General features: G+C 44.0%; 25 protein-coding genes. 12 read left to right on the forward strand and 13 right to left on the reverse strand.

The features are described 5' to 3' along the window. The first annotated feature begins 175 nt into the window (after positions 1-175). The 3 genes from NIES208_RS16120 to NIES208_RS16135 all read left to right on the forward strand — a co-directional run bounded on the left by NIES208_RS16120 (position 176) and on the right by NIES208_RS16135 (position 3,358). The gene (locus tag NIES208_RS16120) at positions 176-1,147 is read left to right on the forward strand and encodes a CobW family GTP-binding protein (protein ID WP_225875336.1); all 972 of its coding nucleotides are present in this window, start codon (positions 176-178) and stop codon (positions 1,145-1,147) included. 147 nt (positions 1,148-1,294) lie between these two features. Then, positions 1,295-2,044 carry a carbonic anhydrase gene (locus tag NIES208_RS16125; protein WP_075894011.1) on the forward strand — a complete coding sequence of 250 codons (750 nt, stop codon included), beginning with the start codon at positions 1,295-1,297 and terminating at the stop codon, positions 2,042-2,044. A gap of 477 nt (positions 2,045-2,521) precedes the next feature. Then, entirely contained in the window at positions 2,522-3,358 is an 837-nt protein-coding gene (locus tag NIES208_RS16135) for an HAD family hydrolase (protein WP_075894013.1), read from the forward strand. Here the strand turns inward: NIES208_RS16135 and mreD are convergent. The 4 genes from mreD to NIES208_RS16155 all read right to left on the reverse strand — a co-directional run bounded on the left by mreD (position 3,331) and on the right by NIES208_RS16155 (position 6,248). Further along, positions 3,331-3,876, reverse strand: a complete 546-nt coding sequence (gene mreD, locus NIES208_RS16140; protein WP_075894014.1) for a rod shape-determining protein MreD — start codon at positions 3,874-3,876, stop codon at positions 3,331-3,333. The genes NIES208_RS16135 and mreD overlap by 28 nt on opposite strands. Beyond that, complete coding sequence (gene mreC, locus NIES208_RS16145; RefSeq protein ID WP_075894015.1) at positions 3,854-4,672, reverse strand: rod shape-determining protein MreC; 819 nt, start codon at positions 4,670-4,672, stop codon at positions 3,854-3,856. Before mreC ends, mreD begins: the two co-directional genes overlap by 23 nt. 33 nt (positions 4,673-4,705) lie before the next feature. Beyond that, complete coding sequence (locus NIES208_RS16150; protein WP_075894016.1) at positions 4,706-5,746, reverse strand: rod shape-determining protein; 1,041 nt, start codon at positions 5,744-5,746, stop codon at positions 4,706-4,708. Between the two features lie 232 nt (positions 5,747-5,978). After that, positions 5,979-6,248 (reverse strand): TIGR02450 family Trp-rich protein, encoded by a 270-nt coding sequence (locus NIES208_RS16155; RefSeq protein ID WP_075894017.1) that lies wholly within the window; start codon positions 6,246-6,248, stop codon positions 5,979-5,981. Between the two features lie 69 nt (positions 6,249-6,317). Here NIES208_RS16155 and NIES208_RS16160 point away from each other — a divergent pair, with 69 nt between their 5' ends. Then, complete coding sequence (locus NIES208_RS16160; RefSeq protein WP_075894018.1) at positions 6,318-6,866, forward strand: hypothetical protein; 549 nt, start codon at positions 6,318-6,320, stop codon at positions 6,864-6,866. On the opposite strand, the gene NIES208_RS16165 is transcribed toward NIES208_RS16160, so the two are convergent. Further along, on the reverse strand, positions 6,863-7,738 hold the full coding sequence (locus NIES208_RS16165; protein WP_075894019.1) for an ABC transporter permease: 876 nt from the start codon (positions 7,736-7,738) through the stop codon (positions 6,863-6,865). The genes NIES208_RS16160 and NIES208_RS16165 overlap by 4 nt on opposite strands. Beyond that, positions 7,719-8,174 (reverse strand): hypothetical protein, encoded by a 456-nt coding sequence (locus tag NIES208_RS16170; protein WP_075894020.1) that lies wholly within the window; start codon positions 8,172-8,174, stop codon positions 7,719-7,721. Before NIES208_RS16170 ends, NIES208_RS16165 begins: the two co-directional genes overlap by 20 nt. A gap of 165 nt (positions 8,175-8,339) precedes the next feature. Here NIES208_RS16170 and obgE point away from each other — a divergent pair, with 165 nt between their 5' ends. Then, positions 8,340-9,440 carry a GTPase ObgE gene (gene obgE, locus NIES208_RS16175; protein WP_075894021.1) on the forward strand — a complete coding sequence of 367 codons (1,101 nt, stop codon included), beginning with the start codon at positions 8,340-8,342 and terminating at the stop codon, positions 9,438-9,440. Between the two features lie 94 nt (positions 9,441-9,534). Then, positions 9,535-10,587: a D-alanine--D-alanine ligase family protein gene (locus tag NIES208_RS16180; protein WP_075894022.1), complete on the forward strand. Its 1,053-nt coding sequence runs from the start codon at positions 9,535-9,537 to the stop codon at positions 10,585-10,587. On the opposite strand, the gene NIES208_RS16185 is transcribed toward NIES208_RS16180, so the two are convergent. From NIES208_RS16185 to NIES208_RS16210, 6 genes are read right to left on the reverse strand one after another with little or no spacing between them, the layout of a single operon-like run. Continuing rightward, positions 10,584-11,813 (reverse strand): BtaA family protein, encoded by a 1,230-nt coding sequence (locus NIES208_RS16185; protein ID WP_225875333.1) that lies wholly within the window; start codon positions 11,811-11,813, stop codon positions 10,584-10,586. The genes NIES208_RS16180 and NIES208_RS16185 overlap by 4 nt on opposite strands. Further along, positions 11,806-14,409, reverse strand: coding sequence for a PEP/pyruvate-binding domain-containing protein (locus NIES208_RS16190; RefSeq protein ID WP_075894023.1), 2,604 nt, complete (start codon positions 14,407-14,409; stop codon positions 11,806-11,808). Before NIES208_RS16190 ends, NIES208_RS16185 begins: the two co-directional genes overlap by 8 nt. Positions 14,410-14,433: 24 nt before the next feature. Further along, positions 14,434-15,357 (reverse strand): UbiA family prenyltransferase, encoded by a 924-nt coding sequence (locus tag NIES208_RS16195; protein WP_075894024.1) that lies wholly within the window; start codon positions 15,355-15,357, stop codon positions 14,434-14,436. Between the two features lie 20 nt (positions 15,358-15,377). Further along, on the reverse strand, positions 15,378-15,824 hold the full coding sequence (locus NIES208_RS16200) for a hypothetical protein (RefSeq protein ID WP_075894025.1): 447 nt from the start codon (positions 15,822-15,824) through the stop codon (positions 15,378-15,380). A 52-nt stretch (positions 15,825-15,876) separates the two neighbouring features. Further along, positions 15,877-16,917, reverse strand: coding sequence for a hypothetical protein (locus tag NIES208_RS16205; protein WP_075894026.1), 1,041 nt, complete (start codon positions 16,915-16,917; stop codon positions 15,877-15,879). A gap of 18 nt (positions 16,918-16,935) precedes the next feature. Further along, complete coding sequence (locus NIES208_RS16210; RefSeq protein ID WP_075894031.1) at positions 16,936-18,120, reverse strand: radical SAM/SPASM domain-containing protein; 1,185 nt, start codon at positions 18,118-18,120, stop codon at positions 16,936-16,938. Between the two features lie 388 nt (positions 18,121-18,508). Here NIES208_RS16210 and NIES208_RS16215 point away from each other — a divergent pair, with 388 nt between their 5' ends. The 4 genes from NIES208_RS16215 (at position 18,509) to NIES208_RS16225 (ending at position 21,531) form a co-directional block, all read left to right on the forward strand. After that, complete coding sequence (locus tag NIES208_RS16215; protein ID WP_075894027.1) at positions 18,509-20,053, forward strand: sodium:solute symporter family transporter; 1,545 nt, start codon at positions 18,509-18,511, stop codon at positions 20,051-20,053. Between the two features lie 136 nt (positions 20,054-20,189). Further along, positions 20,190-20,663 (forward strand): NAD(P)H-quinone oxidoreductase subunit N, encoded by a 474-nt coding sequence (gene ndhN, locus NIES208_RS16220; protein WP_075894028.1) that lies wholly within the window; start codon positions 20,190-20,192, stop codon positions 20,661-20,663. A 181-nt stretch (positions 20,664-20,844) separates the two neighbouring features. Then, positions 20,845-20,997 carry a hypothetical protein gene (locus NIES208_RS19460; protein WP_225875334.1) on the forward strand — a complete coding sequence of 51 codons (153 nt, stop codon included), beginning with the start codon at positions 20,845-20,847 and terminating at the stop codon, positions 20,995-20,997. A 57-nt stretch (positions 20,998-21,054) separates the two neighbouring features. Next, positions 21,055-21,531, forward strand: coding sequence for a bile acid:sodium symporter family protein (locus NIES208_RS16225; RefSeq protein ID WP_225875335.1), 477 nt, complete (start codon positions 21,055-21,057; stop codon positions 21,529-21,531). A 101-nt stretch (positions 21,532-21,632) separates the two neighbouring features. Here NIES208_RS16225 and NIES208_RS16230 read toward each other — a convergent pair whose 3' ends face one another. Continuing rightward, positions 21,633-22,490 carry a Tab2/Atab2 family RNA-binding protein gene (locus tag NIES208_RS16230; RefSeq protein ID WP_075894029.1) on the reverse strand — a complete coding sequence of 286 codons (858 nt, stop codon included), beginning with the start codon at positions 22,488-22,490 and terminating at the stop codon, positions 21,633-21,635. Between the two features lie 155 nt (positions 22,491-22,645). Between NIES208_RS16230 and NIES208_RS16235 the strand changes: the two genes are divergently transcribed. Further along, complete coding sequence (locus NIES208_RS16235; RefSeq protein ID WP_075894032.1) at positions 22,646-23,284, forward strand: class I SAM-dependent methyltransferase; 639 nt, start codon at positions 22,646-22,648, stop codon at positions 23,282-23,284. Between the two features lie 45 nt (positions 23,285-23,329). Further along, the gene (locus NIES208_RS16240; protein WP_075894030.1) at positions 23,330-23,893 is read left to right on the forward strand and encodes a YqeG family HAD IIIA-type phosphatase; all 564 of its coding nucleotides are present in this window, start codon (positions 23,330-23,332) and stop codon (positions 23,891-23,893) included. Positions 23,894-24,415 lie beyond the last annotated feature (522 nt).

A 24,415-nucleotide genomic window follows, 5' to 3' on the forward strand; every position in this document is an offset into this window, starting at 1 on the left:
TGTCTCCTTTTCTCTAAAGAATTTTGGCTACATTCTTATCCATAACTGACGTTAGTGATATATTTGAGAACGGTTATCATTTCAACTCAAGCAATGACACCCAAAGATTATTCAAGCTTGAGATGTCGCTCTAATACCAATGCTCTCTGAAAACCTTGTATCTCAAATTGTGAATATGCCCAATCAGGGGATGCCAGTAACGATTGTGACTGGGTTTCTCGGTAGCGGCAAAACCACATTACTCAATCACATCTTGCAAAATCAGCAAGGTTTAAAGATTGCAGTGCTCGTCAATGAATTTGGCAGTATCAATATCGATAGCCAGCTGCTAATTGCGGCAGATAAAGACATGATGCAGCTTAGCAATGGTTGTATCTGTTGCAGCATGAATGATGGCTTAATTGAGACAATCTATGACATTTTAGAGCGGGAAGAAACTATTGATTATCTAGTGGTAGAAACCAGTGGTGTTGCAGATCCTTTGCCCTTAGCCTTGACTTTTATTGGCACTGAGCTCAAACATTTTACGCGGCTAGATTCGATTTTGACGGTGGTTGATGCCGAAATGTTTTCTCCAGAATTTCTGAATAGTGAGGCGGCTCTCAATCAAGTGGCCTATGGCGATATTATTTTGCTCAACAAAGTTGATCTTGTCTCACTAGAGCAGGTTAAGGCTGCTGAATCTCATATTCACCAAGTGAAAGAGGGCGCAAGGATATTGCACTGTAGCCATGGTGTGGTTCCCCTCCATATGATTTTGGATGTGGGACTTACTTCTCCGGCTCAGCAGGATGGGTGGCAACAGCTGCTGGAGTCACCAGCTCAGGGGCAACTGGGGGGAGTCTCTACTCATTTAAAGAATGATGGTTTTGATTCTTTATCTTTTACGAGCGATCGCCCCTTTGATGTGAATAAATTCCAACACTTTTTAACGGAACAATTACCGGACAATATCTACCGGGCGAAGGGGTTGCTGTGGTTCCAGTGGGAAACTGAACGATTTATTTTCCAGCTCAGTGGCAAACGTTATACCCTCAATCAAGATCAATGGCCAACTAAACCATCGAATCAATTAGTTTTGATTGGACGAAATCTAGATAAGCTAATGTTGATGCAACACCTCAATAATTGTTTAAGCCGCAGGTAAGGTAATGCCCATTGTGGCGATCGCCCGCAGTTAGGTATTCATCTCACCGACTTAGTAAATCCCCATAGGTCACCTTCGGTAAGGGGATCATTTTGGTTTACTATTGTTTCGCACAGATTTTGAACTCCGAGTACGGGCGATCGATTGGTGAAAAAACTCATTCGCGGATTAGATAAATACAAACAGAGCTACGTCGCTAGCCACGTTGACCTTTTTGAACAACTAAAGCATGGTCAAAAACCTCGCGTCCTCTTTATCTGTTGTTCAGACTCCCGTGTTGATCCCGGCCTAATCACCCAAACAGATATTGGTGAGCTTTTCGTCATTCGTAATGCAGGCAATATTATTCCCCCCTTTGGAGCCGCAAACGGTGGCGAAGGTGGCACCATTGAATACGCCCTAGAAGGCTTAGATATCCGTCAAATTATTGTGTGCGGTCACTCCCACTGTGGCGCAATGAAAGGCCTACTGAAACTTAACAAGCTGCAAAGTAGTATGCCCCTCGTCTTTGACTGGCTAAAGCAGGCAGAAGCGACCCGCCGCCTTGTGCAAGATACCTATCCCCATTGTCATGGTGATGAGTTGGTGGAGACCCTTGTTGCCGAGAACGTTCTTGTGCAAATCGATAATCTCAAGACTTACCCCGTTGTTCGCTCCCGGATGCACCAGGGTAAATTAAAAATTTACGGTTGGATCTACAATATCGAAAATGGCGAAGTGCTGGCCTATGACGAAAATAGACATGCCTACACCAAGCCGGATTATAGTCTCATTGATGAGAGCCCCCTAGAAGACCATGAACCCATTGAAGGTTGTCCGCTACCGAATACGATTTCTGCTGAAAGTGTAGAGACTTGGTATGGCAATAGCGATACTTTTTCGGTTAGTGGTGGCTAAAAAACGGCGATCGCCCTGCAGGAAGACTCCTCTCATCGCCAATCTTCTTTTGTCGGCAAAAAATTTTTTCGATTAAGCAAGACTAAAATTGCGTCCCCTCTCAGCAGAAGATTGAGGGGAAGTTTAACCCTACCCTGAATACCTATTATGACTCCCACGCTTTGAGACCTGCCCCAAGGAAAGACATCATCACCATCTAAAACCCATTGGGCATCACCATAGTCCAACCTTTACCTAAGACACTGACGACCCACACCATTGTCAACAAAACTAGGGAAAAGCGATAGTGTCAGTAATTTCACTCAAGCTACTCCGTAAAAAAATTTGCTATTGTAAAGAATAGTTACGGCATTTGTTTTTTGAGAGTTTGTCTAAACGTCACTCAGATTATGTGTGTTTGATAGAACAAAATTCTCCTAGCTGACCATGCTAAAGGTATAGAGCAGCTTGTCAGACCACTTATCCTAAAAACAACGCATGACCATCACTGATTTCTTTCACAAAGCCACGGCTTCACTCGGTATGCCCCAGCCCATTGGTCGTAGACGTCTTAATTTGACTTTATTTTGTGATTTTGACGGTCCTCTAGTCGATGTGTCGGAGCGGTATTATGGCACTTACAAGAAAGCTCTACAACACACTCATAGAATTTATGCTCAACAGGGTCAGTCTCTCCCGGTTCGACTTTTAACGAAGGGTCAATTTTGGAAAATGAAACGCCGCCGTGTGAGTGATATTGAGATTGCCATGCGATCTGGATTGCAGGAAGAGGAGATTACTTTTTTTCTGGGCTATGTGCAAGAAATTGTTAATGGTACTGATTTGTTGCATTTAGACGCGATGCAAAATGGGATTAATTGGTCGCTTGGGTTGCTCCATGCTGCTGGGGTAAAGCTGGTGTTGGTGACGCTCCGCGAAGAGCAGCAAGTCCATAGGATGTTAGATGGCTATGGTCTTAAACGTTTGTTTAGTGGTATCTATGGCAGCGATGATCGCCATACTGCCTACCAAAATAATATTGATGTCAAAACAGCTCTTCTCACAGAAGCGATCGCCGAGCAGGGTCAACTCAGTGATGATTGGTTAATGGTGGGTGATACGGAGGCGGATATTGTGGCGGCGCAACGGTCTAATATTCCGGCGATCGCCCTTACCTGCGGCATTCGTGACGAACAGTATCTCAAATCCTATAGCCCAGACCACATCTGCTCTAACCTCTTGGCAACGGCTCATTTCCTCATGGATCGATATGACCATAAACCGAAAAGCTGCACTCAAAATTTAAATTATTGCCTATCCAATGCCCTCACCTGATCCCACCAGCGGACGAGGGGAGTACAAACCAAAGGTGCCCAGAGACTACTCAGGACAGCAGAAGCTAAAGCGATTTGTTGGTAATCCAGCCAAATATTTTCTAAGGACTGTAGGCCAAACAGTAAATATTGTATTGCCATCACGGTTTCAGCCACTAGGGTCATCATAAAAACAATGAGGGCTAGGGAAATAAAGTCCTCTTGCAGATATCTTTGCTGTCGCCAACTGGCGGTGAGCCACGCCACAATCACAAAACCGGGAATATGACTAGGAACGGCACTAACCATCAAACTATCGTGGAGAAAGCCGACAGCGATCGCCACCAAGACCGCAATAGAAACATTGCGCTTAATGCTCCAAGCCACAAGCCACATTAGCAGCCACTGGGGGCTAAACCCCAAAATCGTCATACCCGGTGTCCGTACTAATAACAACAAAGAGCACACCAGCAGCGACCCAAAAATAATAATCCCATTGAGCCATGGATTAACAGGTTTAGAAAACTTCTTCTTCGACATTTTGTTCTGGTAAACGCTCAAAATCCAACGGTTTCTGTTCAAAGGGAGAGACCAGAACCCATTCCAAGACTGTAAAAGAAGCCGATAACTCGACCGTTGCAATGGGGGCAGGTCCCCCTTTTTTATCAACGGCCGTCACTTTACCAACGGGAATACCTTGGGGGTAAAGAATACTCAAATTTGAGGTGGTGACGAGATCCCCCACATCAACATCCGGCACTTTTTCATAAAACACCATTTGTGCTGTTTGCGGTCTGCGCTGGTTTTGACTTTGTCCTTTCAAATAGGCTTGATGTCGACTGCGAGCCACTATTACACCGATCTGCTGACTCGGATCGCTCACGAGCATTACACGACTGCTATTGGGGGTTACCTGAGTGATACGACCGACTAAACCACCAATGCCAAATACGGTATCGCCTTCTTTAATGCCAGCGTTACTCCCTTTGCCGATGGTAATTTGTTGCCACCAAGAATCTGGGCTACGGCCGATCACTGGGGCGGCGATCGCCGTTTGATTTACCTCTTGGGAAAAATCTAGTAGATCTTTGAGTTGTTGATTTTGCTGCTCCAACTCTACAACGCGACCCTGTAACTCCCGTAATTTACTATTCTGCAAAAGAATTTCTTCTTCCACAGGAGAAGAACCTGTCCCGTCACCATTGACCAATAACGCATAAAACTCTTGGATGATACCACCCTGAGTTTGCCGCAAAAAAAATGCCGCTGACAAACCAATGCCAACAAAAACGAGCGAAAAACCGTTGCGTTGCCACCAGCGGCGGAACATCAACATAGACCCTTAACTATCATCATCCCGACCCTAACATTACTCGTAGCGAGCGTAGCTATTAAACACACGCTCTAGATTTTTGAAATTCTCAAGGACACGGCCTGTCCCCAAAACGACGCAACTGAGAGCATCGGGGGCAATGTGAGTCACGATGCCCGTCTCATGGCTAATTAGAGTATCTAGACCTTTCAGGAGAGCACCGCCGCCAGCTAACATAATGCCCCGGTCAATGATGTCTGCGGCCAACTCAGGGGGAGTACGTTCAAGGGTACGTTTCACCGCCTCAACAATGACCGATAAAGGTTCGGACATACTTTCTCGGATTTCGGGTGCTTTAATCGTGACAGTTCTCGGCAAGCCCGACAGGAGGTGCAAACCACGCACTTCCATAATTGGTTCTTCGTCTTCCGTGGGATAGGCAGAACCCAACTGAATCTTAATGTCTTCGGCGGTACGTTCACCAATAACGAGATTATGGACTTTTTTCATGTAGAGCATGATGGAGTCGCTCAGTTCGTCGCCGGCAACTCGCACTGATTCGCTGAGGACAGTGCCTTGCAAACTGAGAACAGCAACTTCCGTTGTGCCACCCCCAATGTCAATAATCATGTTGCCGGTGGGTTCTGACACGGGTAGGCCTGCACCGATCGCCGCCGCGACAGGCTCATCAATCAAATAAACTTCGCTTGCCCCTGCTTCCTTGGCTGCTTCCTCGACAGCACGACGTTCAACACCAGTGACACCGCTCGGAATCCCAATGACCATGCGGGGACGAACGAGGGGATTACGACCATCATGGACACGACGAATAAAATGCTTCAACATCAACTCGGCAGTGTCAAAATCCGCGATAACGCCATCTCTGAGGGGACGAATCGCAACGACATTATCCGGTGTACGACCAAGCATTTTCTTGGCTTCTAGACCGACAGCTAAAGGGCCTTTGTCTTTGTGAATGGCAACGACGGAAGGTTCTTCGAGCACAATTCCCTTACCGGACACATAGACAAGTGTATTGGCTGTGCCAAGATCAATACCCATGTCCCGTGAAAATGAAAGGCGACTAAATAAACCCACTGGTGCGCTAACCCCTAGTTTCGATAATGTGATTAGTTGGTTTCTATCCTAGTCAACTTTTCTGTAATTGGTGACTGGATAAAGTTTTGCTTCTGGATTCTATTATGTTTCTTGTTTTGCGTCTAGCAACGTTCAGTCGGTTATTTCTCTGATTTCCAGCAGGGGGCGATCGCCGAATCTCCAGTCAATAAAATCTATACTAATTAATAGTTAGTTTATGGCAAGTTTGCGGCTACTCTTGCCAGAATGGCACTTCCGGTTCAGAATTCATTTCCTCAAGGGTTTTCCAGCCGGCCTCCCACATGTCCTTATCCTTGAGTTGTTTCGCATTGATCCAAAACCGCGTGTCCGGATCGCAGGACGAAACTAATTCGGCAAACACCCATTTACCTTCATTGCGACGATTCATGACTTGGAAATGACGCCATCCCCAGGTTTTTTGAGTGGCTGTCCATTTTGAACCAAGTAAATGCGGATATCGTTGTTTTGTTTTTTTTGCCATAACGAATGGAGAAAGTGAATTAACCTCAAAATATAAGTTAATTGTTTTGGTGATCCTGCGCAGAACCCTATGATTTTATTGCTGCCGATTAAATGGATAGTGATCCAATGCATGCTTTTTCTGGTGATGGTGGCGATCGAGGCAGCGATCTTGCATTACATCGAAGGGGTGGCTAAGCGAGACAGCATTATCTATTTATTTTTAGTGAATTTATTTTCGTTTAACTTTGGTTGGCTCATCGTTTCCCTGACGTTTTATCTATTCGAAGGTACAAATATCCAAGACGATATTTTGGGGTACATGCTGTTGGGTATTGTCAGTGAAAAGCTACTGGCGGATATTGCGGTGAATCCATTTTCTGATCCGTTGTTGCCTGCAATGGTGTTGTACTTCGGGGCGATATTTTATTTTGAGCTAAAGGCGCTGACGCTGCTCCGCACTTTTGTGTTACCGACGGGGGAACAAATTGAAGACATTGATCTAAAATTACCGCAGTGGGCAGATCGCTTACTAGTAGTGGTTTTATCTAAAGATTTACGCTTGATTATGACGGTTTTTATCGCGAATTTTGTCAGTCATACGGTTGCGGGAATTTTGATTTTTATTACGCAATCTTAGGATTTTGGATCAAAGGCATCGCGTAAACCATCGCCGAGGTAGTTCAGGCTCAACACTGTTAGGAAAATAGCGAGTCCCGGAAATAGTGCCATATGGGGAGCAGAGGTCAGAAAATTCTGGGCATCGTAGAGCATTCTGCCCCAAGTGGGCACGTCGGGCGGAAAGCCTAAGCCGAGGAAGCTGAGGGTGGATTCGGTGATGATGGCGTTACCGACGGAGAGGGTGGCCGCGACAATGATCAGGCTCATGAGATTCGGGAGAATATGCATTTGTAAAATTCGGAAGGGGTTAGCGCCGATCGCCCTTGCTGCTGCGACAAATTCTAATTCTTTAATGCTGAGACATTTTGCCCGGACTAAACGAGCGACAGACATCCAATTCAGACTGCCGATCACGACGACGACAAGTATAAATGTGCCCCACTCGGCTCCGGCGATCGCCCTTAGTTTTTCGCGAAAGAGATAGACCACCAGTAACAATACTGGCAATTGGGGGAGGGATAGAAATAAATCGGTGAGGCGCATCAAGAGTTGATCGATCCAGCCGCCATAAAATCCGGCGATCGCCCCAACGGTCGTCCCAAGAAAGATCGCCACCAGCATGGCCGCCAAGCCAACACTCAGGGAAATTTTGCCACCAAATAGCACCCTTGCCAATTGATCTTGGCCGAGATCATCAGTGCCGAAGGGATGGGAAAAACTAGGGGGTAAAGAACCCCGCGCAAAATCAATGGCATCAATGGGCACAGAATAAAACACAGGCAATAAAAAAATACTGAGGGCGATCGCCCCAAGGACAACCCCACCCAGTATCGCTGTGCGATTAGCACGAAACCGTCGCCACGCACCAGAACTAGATATCGTCATTGTCATAATAAAAAGGACGCACCTGGGACGTAAAACCAGAGGCCTTAAATTGCTTCAGCTGTAACGGTTCCGGTTGATTTGCCGCGACAGAAACCGGAATCTCAAAATCACTTTCCCCGGGAGGCACCTCCATAATCGTGCCGACACGACCACGGTTTTCAAAAGTTGGTGAGCCATTACCGTCATAAATGCGTCCAAACACATCCGCATCAACAATGAATTTATTCGTCGCATTCTTGGCTTTGCCCTTAATCAAAAAGCAATTGGCATCACGGTTAGAGCCGCTAGTGACAATCCCCTGCATTTCCGCCGGACATTTTTCATAACTGAGATCATAAAGCTTGATGGGCGTTAAAGCCTCCGCCTGAGAGAACGGCAACCAACTCAATAAACACCACAAACAACCTGCCACAAAACTAACCAATAAACCCTGTCGTCCCATCTCTTTTTATTCTCAAACGCGTCCTTCCTAGGATAACAGTTGTCTCCTAATCACCCCTACGCAAACTGAGCAACAAATCTAATCACACAATAGTTTTAGCAGTTTACAGCGTATAATAATTGATTGCCAAAAAAATGCCTCGCAATTTTTCACCCATCGAAACCCATGCAATTTATTGACCAAGCCGAAGTAGAAGTGATCGCCGGAAAAGGAGGCGATGGCATCGTGGCATTTCGTCGGGAAAAATATGTACCCGCTGGTGGCCCCGCCGGGGGGAATGGTGGCTGGGGCGGCTCAGTGATCTTTCGGGCAGAGCAGAATTTACAAACACTCCTTGATTTTCGCTACGCTCGTATCTTTAAAGCGCCGGATGGTCAGAAGGGCGGCAATGGTAATTGCACTGGCGCGTCAGGGGATGATCTAATTGTTGATGTGCCTTGCGGTACGGTGGTTTATGACAAAGAAACAGGCGAAGAAATTTGCGATCTCATTACCCACGGCGAAACCTTTTGTATTGCGGCAGGCGGCAAAGGTGGTTTAGGGAATAAGCACTTTCTCAGTAACAAAAATCGCGCGCCCGAACATGCGCTTCCGGGTTTGGAAGGGGAAATTAAGCAGGTGCGTCTAGAACTAAAACTTTTGGCGGAGGTGGGTTTAATTGGTCTGCCGAATGCGGGGAAATCGACGCTTATTTCGGCTTTATCTTCTGCCCGTCCGAAAATTGGGGATTATCCCTTTACGACTTTGATCCCTAATTTGGGGGTGGTACGTCGTCCGACGGGGGATGGCACAGTGTTTGCTGATATTCCCGGCTTGATTGCAGGAGCCCATCAGGGTGTGGGGCTGGGTCACGAATTTCTACGGCACATTGAACGCACAAGGGTTTTGGTGCATTTGGTTGACCTGAATGCGGAAGACCCAATTCAAGATTATGTGACCATTCAACAGGAATTACTCGCTTACGGTCGCGGTTTACCGGAGCTGCCTCAAATCGTTGCGCTGAATAAGCTGGATACGGGCGATCGCGAATTTTCAGACTTTATCAAGGAAGAATTACAGGAAATCACGGATCATGAAATTATGACCATTTCGGCGGTGTCGCGGGCGGGGCTGGATCAGCTGCTCCAAAGAATTTGGGAGATTCTGGATACCCTCAATGCGGCGGATGAGGCGGCAAAGCAATTAGAGCGAGAAGAGGCGCGGCGGGCAGAGGCTGAGCTGTTGCTTACGGTGCCGCCACCACATCTTGAGGAATCGGTGGAATAGGTATTGTCAGAGGGTAACAGTCTGACTTGGGGAGCATCGGGATCGAGACACTGCACCCTATAATGTATCCCGATGTTTTAGGGATATAGCTGCAATGACGACACAACGGGTTGGGTTACTTTTTGGGGGGAAATCCGGTGAACATGAGGTTTCCATTGTCTCAGCTCAGGCGATCGCCAGTGCCTTTCAAATGGGCGAAAATCCCGCAAAATATGAGCTTCTACCTTTCTACATCGATAAGGGTGGCATTTGGCATGACCCAGATTTTTCGAGTGACATTTTAAAATCAGGCAAGTCCGTTGACCCTGAAACCGTTGACCCTGCTGCCCGTTGGCAATTTCCTGCCGCTGCGCCCACGGTAGATGTGTGGTTCCCGATTATTCATGGCCCCAATGGTGAAGATGGCACATTGCAGGGTTTGTTGACCCTCATGGAAAAGCCCTTTGTGGGCAGTAATGTCCTCGGCTCTTCTGCTGGCATGGACAAACTTGCGATGAAAATGATCTTTGCTCAAGCGAGTTTGGCGCAGGTGGATTATGTTGGTGTGTTGCGCTCGGAAGTGTGGTCTAGCCCTTGTGTTTTTCCGAAAATATGCGACAACGTTGAAGCAAAATTAAATTATCCGATGTTCGTTAAACCCGCTAATCTCGGCTCTTCTGTGGGGATCAGTAAAGTGCGTACCCGTGCTGAACTCGAAGCTGCCTTAGATCTCGCGGCAAAGTATGACCGTCGTATTATTGTCGAGGCGGGTGTGAATGCCCGTGAGGTGGAATGTGCGGTGCTGGGCAACAGTAATCCCAAGGCTTCGGTGGTGGGTGAAATCTGCTTTGAGAGTGATTTTTACGATTACGAAACGAAGTACACCGATGGTCAATCCAGTATGAAAATCCCGGCTGAGTTGCCCGCTGATATTGTTGAAAAAGTCCAAGAGGGGGCGATCGCCGCTTTTCAGGCATTAGACTGTGCGGGGATTGGGCGGGTTGATTTTTTCTATGTCGAAGAAACAGGCGATGTATTGATCAATGAAATTAATACGTTACCCGGTTTTACGTCTCTGAGTATGTATCCCCAGCTCTGGAAAAATACAGGCATTACCTTTGATAAATTAGTGGATCAGCTGATTCGATTTGCTTTAGAAGATCGTTAACTTTCCACATCTTCAATCACTAAGCGTTTATAAAAGAAAATTCGGCTTTCTTGGTAGAGTTTTTCGGCTAATTCTGTTTGGGAACTCAAAGGCGATCGCCTGACTAAATTCCCCTCTTGGCACGGGTTAGGGGTGAGTTCTCCGTCGGTTATGCGGCTGCTCGAAACCCCTTCTGCCTGAACCACATCCCCCAAGGAAAGAGGTTTGTTTAAAGGCTTATTTACTCTCATGGGAAATTCAATTAATTTGCTATGTCTATCTACGAGTAAATTCCAGTAGACGAGGCGGGTATTTTTTGTACTAATGTTTAGGATTTGATTGAGTAATTTTTGGTAATCTTCGAGGGATATCCACTCAAAAATATTACTAAGATTAAAGCGATTAATTATGGTAAAAGGCTGATTTTTCAGAAAATTACTGAGACTAGAGTGGTGGATCTCAAGACGGTCTAGGTTTGCTCGAATCAACTCAAAATTTTCTGGTCGTAGGGCAAAGGGTAAAGCTGTTTGGTAATTGCCTGTCGCAATCCACTGTAAGTAAGAATTTTCTTGGGGATTATGTTTCACTAAAGCAGAATTAGCCCGTTGTAAAATTGCAGCGGCAACATTTTCTTCGACATATTTAAAAAAGCTTGGATCTCGCCCTAGTTTTCCCATTACAAACCGCGAAAAAAATAACCTGAAAATCCATTGCCAACGCCATGTATTCCAAGATTTCTCAAACCAAATTTCTCGTTGATGATAATTGCCCTGTTGAAATAATTCATCAAGAATTCTTTTGGAATGAATCAAGGGCAATATTCGCCGGCGAAAAAGAGTCAAATAGCGCTCAAATTTACCACCAGACATTAAGCCATTTTCGAGAATACTGCGGCGATCGCCCCAAAACTTTTGGACAGTAGGAGACAAATCAGCACGACACCGAGAAAACAAATCTAGCCGCAATTTTGACTCGACATTTACCGCAGAAGTCACGAGCCAAAGCATTTCTTGATGGCTTAAATTTTGATAGGCAGCAGCACGCAATTCTAAACAAGCAATCTGCGCCAAACTAAAATCTATTGCAATAACTTTTTTCGGTTTACAGCTTAGTAATGCCAGCGTATTATCGCCACCCGACGCAATAGAAAGACAAGTATGAAAAGGCTGCACGTCTAGCGCAGCAAGCATGACATCCGTATCTTCCCAACACTGCGAATAACGAATCTCTGCAAATTTTTTAGACATACTTTCTGGAGACATTTGAAGGGGCGATCGCCTCAGTTTCCAGTTTATAAATTTTACCCGTTGCACCATCTATCTCAACGCGATCGCCATCATGTAACCACTGCGTGATACCCACCAAATCCGTAATCATCGGCAACCCTAGCTCACGACAGACAATGGCCACATGGGACAAAACACTCCCCCGTTCTACGAGCAAACCCGCCGCGTGGGGAAAGAGCAATACCCAACCCGGATCTGTGGACTCTGCCACCAGAATATAGCCAGCACCTGCATTGTGGGAGCATTGTTGCAGAAATTGCTGCGGATTTTTAACGATACGCACTTCGCCTTGTGCCCGACCAACCGCACAACTTTTGCCTTGTTGGTAGAGGTTTGAGGTTGGCATTTCTGCGGGTGCTGATGCCTGAAATTGATTGCCCTGATACACGATGCCCCTAGTCGAAAAGCGATCGCCGGGAACTGATGTTTGCTGATACATTTGATATTCCTGTCGGCGTAAATCAACTAATCCTTGAAGATTTTGGCAAGTTGCAGTGCCGCTCACAAAACCCATTATTTCTTCGACTTCTAAATAAAAAATATCTTCGTCAGAATTTAGCCGATTGATCTGTGATAAACGTTTTCCTAACTGCATAAAAATTCGGCGAGCAAGACCAAAAACTTTAGTGCGCTCAAAGCGTAAATTTTCACGGTTACGAATTAGTCTCCTTGTATTTTTTAAAATCCAATAAAAAATAAATCGCTTAAAAATATTATTTTTTAAAGTAGAAAATGCGGTGACTTCTGCCTCTACTTGCATAGATTTGTTGGAAGTATTTTTGATGTTAGGAATCTGGGCTAGCTGCGCAATAGATCGAAATAAAGATAAAGGTTGATCTCGTAAAGTTGGGCTTTCTAGTTTCAGCTCTCCTAGGCAGCGATCGCCAAACTTTTCTAGATACACTTGATATTTTAAAGTAAATTCAGGCTGTTTTTTTAACCATTGCTGAATCTCTTTGAGACTTCCCTTTGCTAAAATTTCGATATCTAAAGCCTGTAGCTCTGCTGCCATCTCATGCATTAATTTTAAAGGTTCTGCACTAACAACATTTTCGGTCGAAGCGATTAAGGCATTATGTAACGAATTTGTTTGGTCACCACACCATTTCTCGGTAGTTGTACGTAGTAAACCATAGAAAATCATGGCAAAGAAATCATTAATCAGTGGGGCATCCCAATGGGCTAATAATTTTTCTTCTACCGTACGATAGTGATTGACCAATTCATCGGCGCGCCACAAATTCATATCGATCGGCGGAGTCAAATTTTTAGTTGGCGTTACAACCGTTTCGATACGCTGGTAGTATTTTTTGATGCGACTTTCGAGAGTAAAAAAATTAAAAAATAAAACCAAAATTGTCTGAAAAGATTGGCGGCGATCGCCCCAGTTTTTGATTTCTGCTTCCGCTTGAATTTCTTTAATAAAATTTTTTGGCAATTCTTCCTTAACACCCATCATTTGCTCCATAAAACCGGCATTAAGCTTTAGGGCTGGGAGCATCGCAAGGACTCGATACCAATTCAATAGATTATAATAAATTCGACCTTGAATAAAGCCAATCATATTCTGAAATACAGTGCGCTTTTGGGAGATTTTTTGTGGAGAGACTCCCATAAAAAAGCAAAACTGTTGATACACCTCAGTATAGGCTTTACGAGCGAAAGAAAAAGTTAGAGGTGTGGTAATACCGCTGTAACTTTCAATGATATTGCTATTATCCCAAAGCTGGAAAATACCATCGACCTCAAGTAAATTATGGAGCGTTGTAATCGGTCGTGCTTGTAATAAATAAAGCTGGTTTGCGGCGATCGCCCATTCTATATCTTGGGGTTGCCCAAAATATTGCTCAATTTGACGAACTAAACTCGTAATTTCTAGTATTTTTTTATTATCTAAAATGGGTGACTCTTGAGGCGATTCGATAATATTATTAAGTCGATTTATAACATAGTTTTGACCGGTTATGTCCCCTGCCATTAGGCGATCGCCTAAACCTCTCACCGCATTGATAATAATATTTTGCTCAGCAGAAATTGGATCCCGGCTAAAGGCAACCCCTGCTATTTCTGCGGCAATCATCGGCTGAATTAAAATAGCCATCGGTTGAATCTGAAGATGTTTAGTCTGGCGATAACTTTTGACAGTATTGTCTGATGCCGATTGCCATACTTTAAGAATTTCTGCTTCAATATTTTCTACTCGAACATTTAAAATACTTTTAAATTGACCTGCAAAGGAAGCAATATTACTATCTTCACCAATGGCAGAAGAACGCACAGCTAAAAGTTCATTATTTGGGCAGAGCGTGGCGATCGCCTTTTGAATTACAGCTTGATTATTAATAGAAAGCTGTAGATCTAATGAATGATTAGTTTTTTCTTCTTGACTATGGATATTATCGGCAACTAATTTCTGACAACTAATAAACTCTAAGTCCGATAAGACAAATCCATTGGGTATAGAAAAATTAGCCTGTCGTAATTGGGCGATCGCCAACGCTTTGCCACCCACCTCTGTTTGATTAATCTGAATATCATCTAGCCAAGTGAGTTTCATTATTTTTTACTTGATAATGGGAATTTAAAACTGTAGATAGAAAGGTAATAATCCCAAACTAAAATAGAGTATAACTGTCCACATACCTGCCATGCGGTCAAGCCATTTTGCTGATTTACGATTAAGCGTTTTTATAAACCAGTAACTAATGCCAGCAGCTAATAAAATCCACGGCATTAAAATAACAGCCATTGGTATCACAAAATTAATCTGTCCTGCACTTAAAATAGCGGCGATCGCCGTCAAGAAAATTGCTAATAACCAAGTTAAAGTCGCTGTTTTTGGTTGCCAAATTGAACTATAGGTTTCAACACCAACTTTCTCATCTTGAGGGGCACGAATTTTCCGCCCAATTTCAATAACAATACCGTTAAAAAAACAAGTTAGACAAAATAGAAAATACTCATTTTTTATAGGACTACGACAAGCCAAACAAAATAAAGCAATCAATGGCAAAATCACCATATGGGACAACATGTAAATACTAAGATGAGCTTTAAGCCATTGCCGTATCCCAAACTCCACACACATCAGAGTGAAATAGCCCCAAATTAAACAAAGATAAAAAACAAGTTTAGCTTGGAAAAAAGTAACCATTAATAACTGGCAAACTGCTATTAATATGCCTAGACATCCCAATTCATAACGAGTCACCAATCCTCGTGGTACAGCCCGATGGGGACGATATTGGCAATCATCTTCATAGTCCTTAAATTCATCCGCAATCCGCATTTGTAGAAAGCACCCAAAGGCAACAAAAAAAGCAACGCCCCATGCCCCCCAGAAATTTGCTGTCACATCACCCAATAAGTTGGGATAACTAATTGCTGAACCGCTAAAAATTGCGATTAAAAAACCATATTTAAAAATTGGGAATCTTTCTTTTTGATAAATCCACCAGCGATTTTTTAGAATATAGTTCTGACTGCGAGACGCGGCTTTAATCATCAGGCTATTGCTTTAAATATTTAAGTGATTGGAGTACTAGCAAGATAGGTAAACGCCATTTTAATATCTTTTTCTGTCCAGCCTGTCCACTTCAAACGATTGGTAATTTGACTATCGCTAGCTCCTTTATTACGGCTTTTTTTAATATATTGGGCGATCGCCAAAATATCATTACTAAGGACAGCGGTAGGTTCTGCTTCGACAGAAGTACTTTGCACAACAATTTCTGATGGGGGTACAAAAGATTTACGTTTCAAGGAATTGATCAAATAAAGTACCAGAAAACCCACTAGCCAGCTACAAGGAAACCACACAATAAGAGATAAACCTGCGGTACAAATAATTGAGGCCAAAACTAATGTGCCAGCACTTACCAAATCACCGACAGCAATTGCAACACCGAGATAAATAACCGTCATCCCAGTAAGTACACGATAGGTTTGAATATTTGAATTTTTCTTTGCCATTGTTTATCTCGATCAACTTAATAAAAATCACAATAGATCATTAGAAATAGCTTTAAATTCTGTTGTCAATAATGGTTTCCCAATAGCGAATAAAGGCAATAATTAATGCCATATAAAGGGGAATGGCAAAGGCTAGCTCAATCGGTACATTCAAAGCAGCTAGCTTAAAACCCATATATTCATGCACAACATTATCTGCATAAATCCGAAAATTATTATTAATGAGCCACGCTTCTAAGGGAATAGCGAAACCACTTGTTAAGCCAATGGCTAAAGCAAACCTTAAAGGCACAGGTTGATACGCAAAATACCGACCAATGACAGCAGCAGCAATCCCCACAATCAAAATCCACACAATAATCATTAGAAAACTAACGTCGTGAAAAATATATGACCAACTGGGAAATTTTTGATTAATTACCATCGGTTCGATCATTACTTCAAACAAGAAAATTGCCAAAAAAGCTAACAGAAAACTACGCACCCACTTACGATTTTTGAGGGGAATCAACGGCTCATCATCAATGAGAATAAAACTCCAATATTTATAAAAGCTAACTACTAATCCCATAAAGACTGGAATATAATATATTGCCTCAATGGGCACATCAAATAATGTTATGCCAGATAGTACAGCGAGCGTTTCATCGGCATAACCACGAATACCCAGTTGAACCACTAAAATCTCCAATGGAAATGAAATAAAAGTCAGTATGCCAAGGTAGATAGGAAAGCGATAAATATCCCGTAATTGTGGCAAAAACTTGTCTGTAATAATTACGACTGACACCACCAGACTTGTCCAACCAATGGTCAAAATCCAACTAACATCGCGATAAAGATAGGCAAATTTTCCCATGTGGTAGTTGTGCCACATCGGTCCTGTAAATAGTTCAAAAATCAGGATGCCAACACTCGCTAAAGCAAAGTGTAACCAAATTTTTTCTTTGATTTTACTGAGGACAAAATAAGCGGCGATCGCCGCAACCCCGACAAAAATTTCAAAGCCAATAATTGCCGTCGTTGGGGTTTTATCAAAATTACAATGGGCTAGATAAAAAAGCGGCTGAAGCAATAAAGCATGCGATAACATAGGTGACTTTCTCCTAGCTCAAGATCGGGTTAATGGTCGAGATTCTTGATGACTACCGCAGACATTTTCTGAGGTGCGATAATCAGCATCTTTAATTTTGCAGCCCCCCCATTTTGCCTGACAAAATTCCGGTAAAGTACTTAATCTTTGCCATATTTTCCACAGGGGCTCTTCTTTAATATTGCCGAATTTAGCATGGTTAAAATCGCAAGACATCATGTCGCCATAGGGGGACATATAAAAATAACTCGTGCCACAGGCGCAACCAACACTGCGATGACTTGTGCCGTAGGAATAGAAAGTAATACCGGGATATTCGTCGCGCTGGTTATAATATTTTGCTGCTTGGATCATGGCCTCAACCCAATCACCAGAATCAATCAAATCACTTCTTTTGTCATATCTTCCGGTGGGTAAAGCATCAAAAATCAAGACTTCATGGACACCAATTTTTTTGCCTAATTCAATCAGCGATCGCCACCCATCATTAAAATAAGATTCCGGTGTAATGGTGCAGGAAAAACCCACTGAAAATCCTAAATCTTTCGCCTTTTTTACCCCTTGAATAGCACGGGCAAATAGGCCTTCTTTGCCACGAAATTTGTCATGGTCTTTGGCATTTGCCGCATCAAGACTAATATAAATACTATCTAAACCCGCTTTTTTTAGTTCCTTTACCCTTTCTTCTAGATACCAACCATTGGTAAATAAAACAGTTGTTGATAGATCTTGATCGACAGATTTAATAATATCTGGTAAATCCTCTCGCATGAGCGGTTCGCCACCGACAAAATTAATCACAGAAACTCCTAATTCTTGGGAATCTTGAATAAATTTCTGGGATTCAGCCAAGGATAAAACGGCTCTTCCCGGCTCTTCTACCCCTTCAAAAAAACTACAGTGTTCACAGGTGGCATTACAAATATCATTAACCGCAAAACTCATCATATTGGGGAGATTACGATTTTGAATTGTTTTGTAGAGGGCGCGGGAAATAAAGTGGGCAGCGGGCTTACTAAATAATGCTGGTGTTGATAAAGAATAAACGGGGTAGCCGTTGCGAAAATGGATGATTTTATTGTGGTTTAAATAAATTTTGTAGAGAATAGAGACGAAGTCTACACTACAGTCGACGGCATGGGTTGCTAGAAACCACTGCAAACGTAGCTTTTTCCAGAATGAGGTTTCCTTTGCTAACACCATGTTGCTTTTCTCGGTTTTGATGGACAGAAATGTCTTGGGCTGCAATTCTTTTTTTTGCAAAAGTCTAGACTATTTCTATTTTGTGAATATCTGAATTTTAATAAGCTTGGTAGGTGATTTTCCCGGTTGTATTAGTTGTTTGGATTTGTTTATTTTTTGTGTTTTGTATTTACAGAAATCGATAAATATTTGTACTTTTTATTAAGTGTTGTTTGTGGATGGTTTCGAGAATACATGGGGGGCGATTTGTTCGGTAGTGGGGCGATCGCCGCCATGATGGCTAAATTCCCATGGATTTGTTGCAAAGCCTTAGCGAAACTTCCCGATCCCCATAGAATAAGACCAGTTTTGAGCCATTCTGTTACGGCACGAGGAGTAGAGAAATTTTATGGGCACGCTCGACTGGCTAATTGTTGCGGTTTATGGGGTCATTGTGATTGCCATTGGGCTCGCGGCAAGTGGTAAACAAAATAATACCGATGAATATTTTCGCGGGTCGCGGCAACTGCCTTGGTGGGCGGTGGGTCTGTCGATTATTGCCACATCTTTTTCGGCGGCTTCGCTCCTTGGTGGCCCCGGCCAAGGTTATGGCCATGGGTTTCTCTGGCTCCAACTGCAACTGGGTGATCTATTGGGTTATGGCCTAGTGATCGGGTTATTTTTGCCTTTTTTTGTTGGGTTAAATTTAACGACGGCCTACGAGTATCTCGAAAAACGTTTTGATGCGAAAACTCGTTCTCTCGGATCGTTTTGCTTTTTGCTGTTTGTTATTTCTCGATTGGGAGCGTTGTTATTTGGGGCATCTGTCGTTGTCTCTACGGTGACGGGTCTTGATTTGGCGATCGCCATTTTGATTGTGGGTATTTTTTCAATCGTCTACACGGTGACGGGTGGTATTACCGCTGTGGTCTGGACTGATGTGTTGCAGTTCGCCATGATTTTTGTCGGCATTGGTGCAGGCATTTGGGCGGCAATTAATGGCGTTGAAGGAGGTTTTGGCGCATTGTGGCAGGCGGCTGGCGAGGGGGACAAACTAGCCGTTGTCGATCTGTCTTGGGATCCGGACAATCTTTACTCTTTACCCACAGCTCTCTTTGGCTACGGTATTTTTGCCTTTGCGGTGGCGGGCACAAACCAACAATCTGTCCAACGCTATGTTTCCTGTGCCGATGTCCCGTCTGCTCGTAAAGCGATTTTGTTGGGGTGGTTTTCTGGGTTTATCGGCGTTGCCGCGACATTATTGCTCGGCGTTTTACTGTTTGGTTTTTATTCTCTCAATGCAGGTTTACCGGAAACGGTGGGCGGCGATGGTATTCTTCCTTTTTTCATTGTTAACCAAGTCCCTGTGGGAGCTTCCGGTTTTCTTGTCGCGGCAATTTTCGCAGCGGCCATGTCCTCCATTGACTCTGCTTTACATTCTGTTTCAACTTGTATGACCGTTGATTTTTATGATCGTTATTTTGCAAAAAACAGTAAATATGACTCTCTCACCGTCGCCAAATTTTTAATTATTGTCTGGGGCATTCTCGGTATCCTGTCGGCATTTTACGTTGCGTCTACAGAGCAGGATCTTTTACCTTTTCTCGTTACCTATTCCGCCATTTTTTTGGGGCCACTCCTCGGTATTTTCCTAATGGGTATTCTATTGCCTCGCGTCAATGCTAATGGGGCTTTCTATGGCACTGTGGCGGCGGTGATTTTAATTGTGATCGGTACAGAAATTGGCTGGTTAGGTAATCTGGGCATTTGGCGATCCGCCCTAACCATTCCCACTGCTGTTCTGCTTGGCTATGGTATTTCTCTCTTCGGTGGTACGCCATCGCGGCGATCGCTGGCAGGTTTAACGATATGGACTAAAGAGCCTGCTTTTAAACCCATTGGACGACCGGGTCTGGAAGATAATCGCGATAATGATGATGAATATGATTACTAATTCTGTTGGGACTGCGGGGCGATCGCCGCAATTCCTACGATGACAAGGGATTTCCTGAAAATCCTTGGTTTATCGTCAGGTGTAATCCGATATAATCTGCAAAGAAGTACAAATACCTGATTTTCAAATAAACGATATGGCACTTTTAACCACTGGAAAAGGCTTTGTTCGCACCGTAGAAAAATCCGGCGCCGTCGCAATTTACGCTCCCCTAGAAGGTGGTTATGAAGGTCGTTACATTCGCCGCCTGCGTTGTTCCGGCTATGAAGTCGTGAACCTGACTGCACGGGGTTTAGGCGATGTCGCGGCATACCTCACCGACTACCACGGTATCCGTCCCGCTCACCTCGGTAAAAAAGATATCGCAGGTAGTGGCGCGATGGTCGGTTTACGGGCTTATGTTCCCGGCATTGCCACCTATCAGCTAGAACATCTACCAAGCAATAGCAAAGGCATTATTCTCTGGATCATTGAAGGCTATGTTCTTTCTCGCCAAGAACAAGAGTATTTAGTCAGCCTCACCCGTGAAAATTCCCAAATCAAGGTTGTCATCGAAATGGGCGGCGATCGCGTCTTTAGCTTTAAGCCTTTGTCCGAAACACTCGTGTAAAAATCTTGCCTTGAGATTAATATCGACATCGACAACGATATTTCTGGTGTTTCTGAAAAAATAACCCTTAACCCCAATCACCTTTTACTAAATAGTAGAGGGTGATTTTTAATGGCAAGTTCTCCTCAGTCATGGGTAAATATGCAGTACGAAGCAAGCTTGAATTTTTTAGCCTAGTCCTATGGAATCCAATTTTTTAACGGCCGGCCGTCTTTCTTCCGCTGATTTTAAAAGGGTTGTAGTGGAGCCGAAAGCCGTCATTGTTGGTCTCATAGCCCAACTGGTTCTGTCGCCGTTAGTGGGTTTTGGCTTAGCGAATATTTTTCCAATGTGACATGGGAATTCAAGCTAGAGCCAACTGGGGACAGGCACGCTAATTGCGTGACCTTTTATGGAAACAGTGCTCCAGATAGCTGTGATTATACTTTTTCCCATCAGCATCGGTATGGCGCTAAAGGTTTATCAACCAAAATTTGCGGCGACCTGTGAAAAGGCGGTGAAGTGGTTATGTTTATTGTTCCTGACTCTAATGATTGTGGGGATTTTAGTCAGGGAACGGGCGAATGTGACGGTTTTTTTCTTGCAGGTTGGCTGGGTAACGCTGAGCTTGAATGTGGTCATGATGGCTTTAGGCTATGGTCTGGCGATCGCCGCGACATTAGCTCATACTCGTGCGAAATCGATTACGCTCCAAGTGGGTATCCAACATGGCACCCTCGCCATTGCGATCGCCAGCACACCAACCCTGCTCGACTCACAGACAATGGCAATTCCCGCTGCCATTTACGCTCTGATTATGTTTATCACCAGTGCGGCTTTTTGGGGGTTAAATCAGCGCATGTCAGAAACGAGTACACCATCCGGCTAGATGCGATGACAGCACAACACATGGTGCTTATCGTGGAGAACCACGCTTGACTTTATCTTGAGACAAGCAATATTGATTTAGCCTGAATTTAGCTTGAATAACTATTCTTTAAGCATCCAGAAACCAGAGAAGCGTTCATCGTCAGGGCTCGTTTGTACCGCGAGAAAATGAACACCTTGGGCTTGTTTTTTTGCCGTTTCAAAGTTTTTCGCTTCCTGCACAGTTCCCTTGTTTGGAAGATCTGCCACAATCCAGCTATCACTGACACCCGTTTCTAAGACCATACTGGGGCGAGGCTGTTCGAGCAGATGCAAAAATCCCAGCTCTAGACCAGACATCCATCCAGCGAGGGGAACAGCACGGGGGGAAAAAATGAGTAGTCCCGGAATTTGCGTTGTCGGCTCTAGATTGGTGAGGGGGAAGGGTTCACCAAAATCAATTTCCCAGTCGTCAAAATCTTCAAAGGCGGAGGCTTCGAGGGAAACGATCGCCCACTTGTCGCCTTTGTCGCCCCGCACAGCATCGGGTAGGGCGATCGCATTGAGGGTCGGATATTGGACTGAGGTGGTCTTTGCCGATTGCTCATCGTAGTTAGGGTGCTCAGGATAAACCTCTTGGGCACGTTGTTCGAGCCACTGCATCAGCGTATAGGCTCGGCGGGATGGGGAGGCCGGAATCCCTGCATCTTCACAGCCTTTGGAAATCATATTATTCATCTGACGACGAAAATAGCGAATCTTGCTTGGGCTAGTGCCAGATTCGGCGATCGCCTTTTGGATAGCATTTTTTAAAGTGATCGAGTTTACCTCTTTATTCGTGCAAAATTCACTGTAGCGAAATAGATCCGCCCCGCCTTGTTTGATGCTGGTGGGCGTTTCGCAAATGAGCACTTCCCATAGTTTTTTCTGATTGTCATCCAAAATTGGACGCGAATAAAAATCTAATTCCCAAATAGTCACAGCAAATCTCAACTACACAAAATAAGTCCTTATTGATTTTGCCCTATTGCCTTGTCTTTACACAATTTCCAGTTTTTGCCCAGGGCAACCTCCATCCACAAGATCCCTTATCTTATGGAGCAGGACTCTTCGCGCATTTCTGGGAGGCGATCGCCATGGCAACCTTTTTACGACCCCTAAGCTACAAATACCAATGGATTTACGATACGATTTCCCGTCTAGCCGCCCTAGCGGTGGGTGGCGAAACCCGTTTTCGTAACCTTGCCCTCAAAGGATTAATCGATCAGACATCCCAAAATCCTAAAATTCTTGATCTGTGCTGTGGCGCTGGACAAACAACAAAATTTCTCACCCAATATTCCCATCAAGTTACAGGTTTAGACATTTCACCCCTCGCCATTGAACGGGCAAAAAAAAACGTTCCAGAAGCAACATACATTGTCAGCCCTGCCGAAAAAATAACCCTACCCGACAATAACTTTGACATTGTCCACACCAGTGCCGCCCTCCATGAAATGACCCCCCAACAGCTCACCCAGATTTTTCAGCAAGTTTATCGCGTCCTCAAGCCCGGCGGTTTTTTCACATTCATTGACCTTCACCAGCCCACAAACCCCATTTTTATTCCCGGTTTGTACACCTTTATGTATCTGTTCGAGACCCATACCGCCTGGAAAATGATTCGTGCTGACCTAGGAAAACAGCTCACAGCAGCCGGATTTGAAATTTTTAAACAAGAACTTCATGCCGGCGGCAGTTTGCAAATCATCCAAAGTCAAAAACCCACTACATAGCCGCTAAAATAAACATTAAATTTACCCTGATCCCGTTGAATTGTTATGGCGCTTTTTAATCCCAGCTTGTTGGAACCAGACCTTATTTTAGGTCAGACAATTCTGCACCTCACCCCAGAAATTTTGCGTCGTAACAACATTAAAGGGTTGATCCTCGACGTTGACGAAACCCTTGTGCCCATGCGGCAACCCCACGCATCAGACGACTTGCTCCAATGGACAACGGAAATGAAGCGAACTGCCGATATTTGGCTCGTTAGCAATAACCTCAGCCAAAAACGAATCGGACGGATCGCTGAAATGCTCGATGCCCCCTATCTACTCGGCGCAAAAAAACCGTCCCGCACCAAACTCCGTAAGGCGATGGATGCAATGGATCTACGCCCTCAGCAAGTGGCCATGGTTGGCGATCGCCTCTTTACCGACGTACTCGCAGGCAACCGCCTAGGATTATTCACTATCTTGGTTGAGCCAATGGTAGATCCCCTCAAAGCCAACAAAAAATATCCAATTCACAATGCCGAAGTGTGGCTCTCAAAACTCCTTGGCGCTTCCCTTGATGGCATGAAACATAACTTTACAAAAAGTAATAAAAAAAAGTTATCCTAAATATAAAAAAAAGATTACAAAACACTAGTTTTGCTTCTATGTCAGGCATAATCATAATCACGAAATATAACAAGGGATCACCTCTTTTATATAGATCCCACTATAAGAAACCATTTAAAACCTATTTTATTGACAAAGCCATTTCATTTCGAAATGGCTTTTCACATTGCAGCACAATGGTTTGAGAATTTAAAAAGCTGTACTAAAGTTGGCCACTAGACCTAGAGAAAATCCATAATTTAGGCGATTAAAAGTATTTTTCTTAGATACTTAAGTACATCAAAAGACGTAAGTTTTTATTCTCATTTCTATAACTTTTGAGATATTCATCTTTATCTTTCGAAATAAAAAAGTTTAAGGAAAGTATAGATACTTTTAAGGGGAGCCGAGTCTGCATCGATTAGGGTGGCTGAGTTGTGAGAAATTTGACCTAGATCCATGGCTCGTTGAAACCTCGATCGCCCTTTGAATAACGTGAGTTTTGCTTAAGCATGCTCGGAAGTACGACGCGGTGAATGGGAG

This window comes from [Limnothrix rosea] IAM M-220, from assembly GCF_001904615.1.
Classification (GTDB): domain Bacteria; phylum Cyanobacteriota; class Cyanobacteriia; order Cyanobacteriales; family MRBY01; genus MRBY01.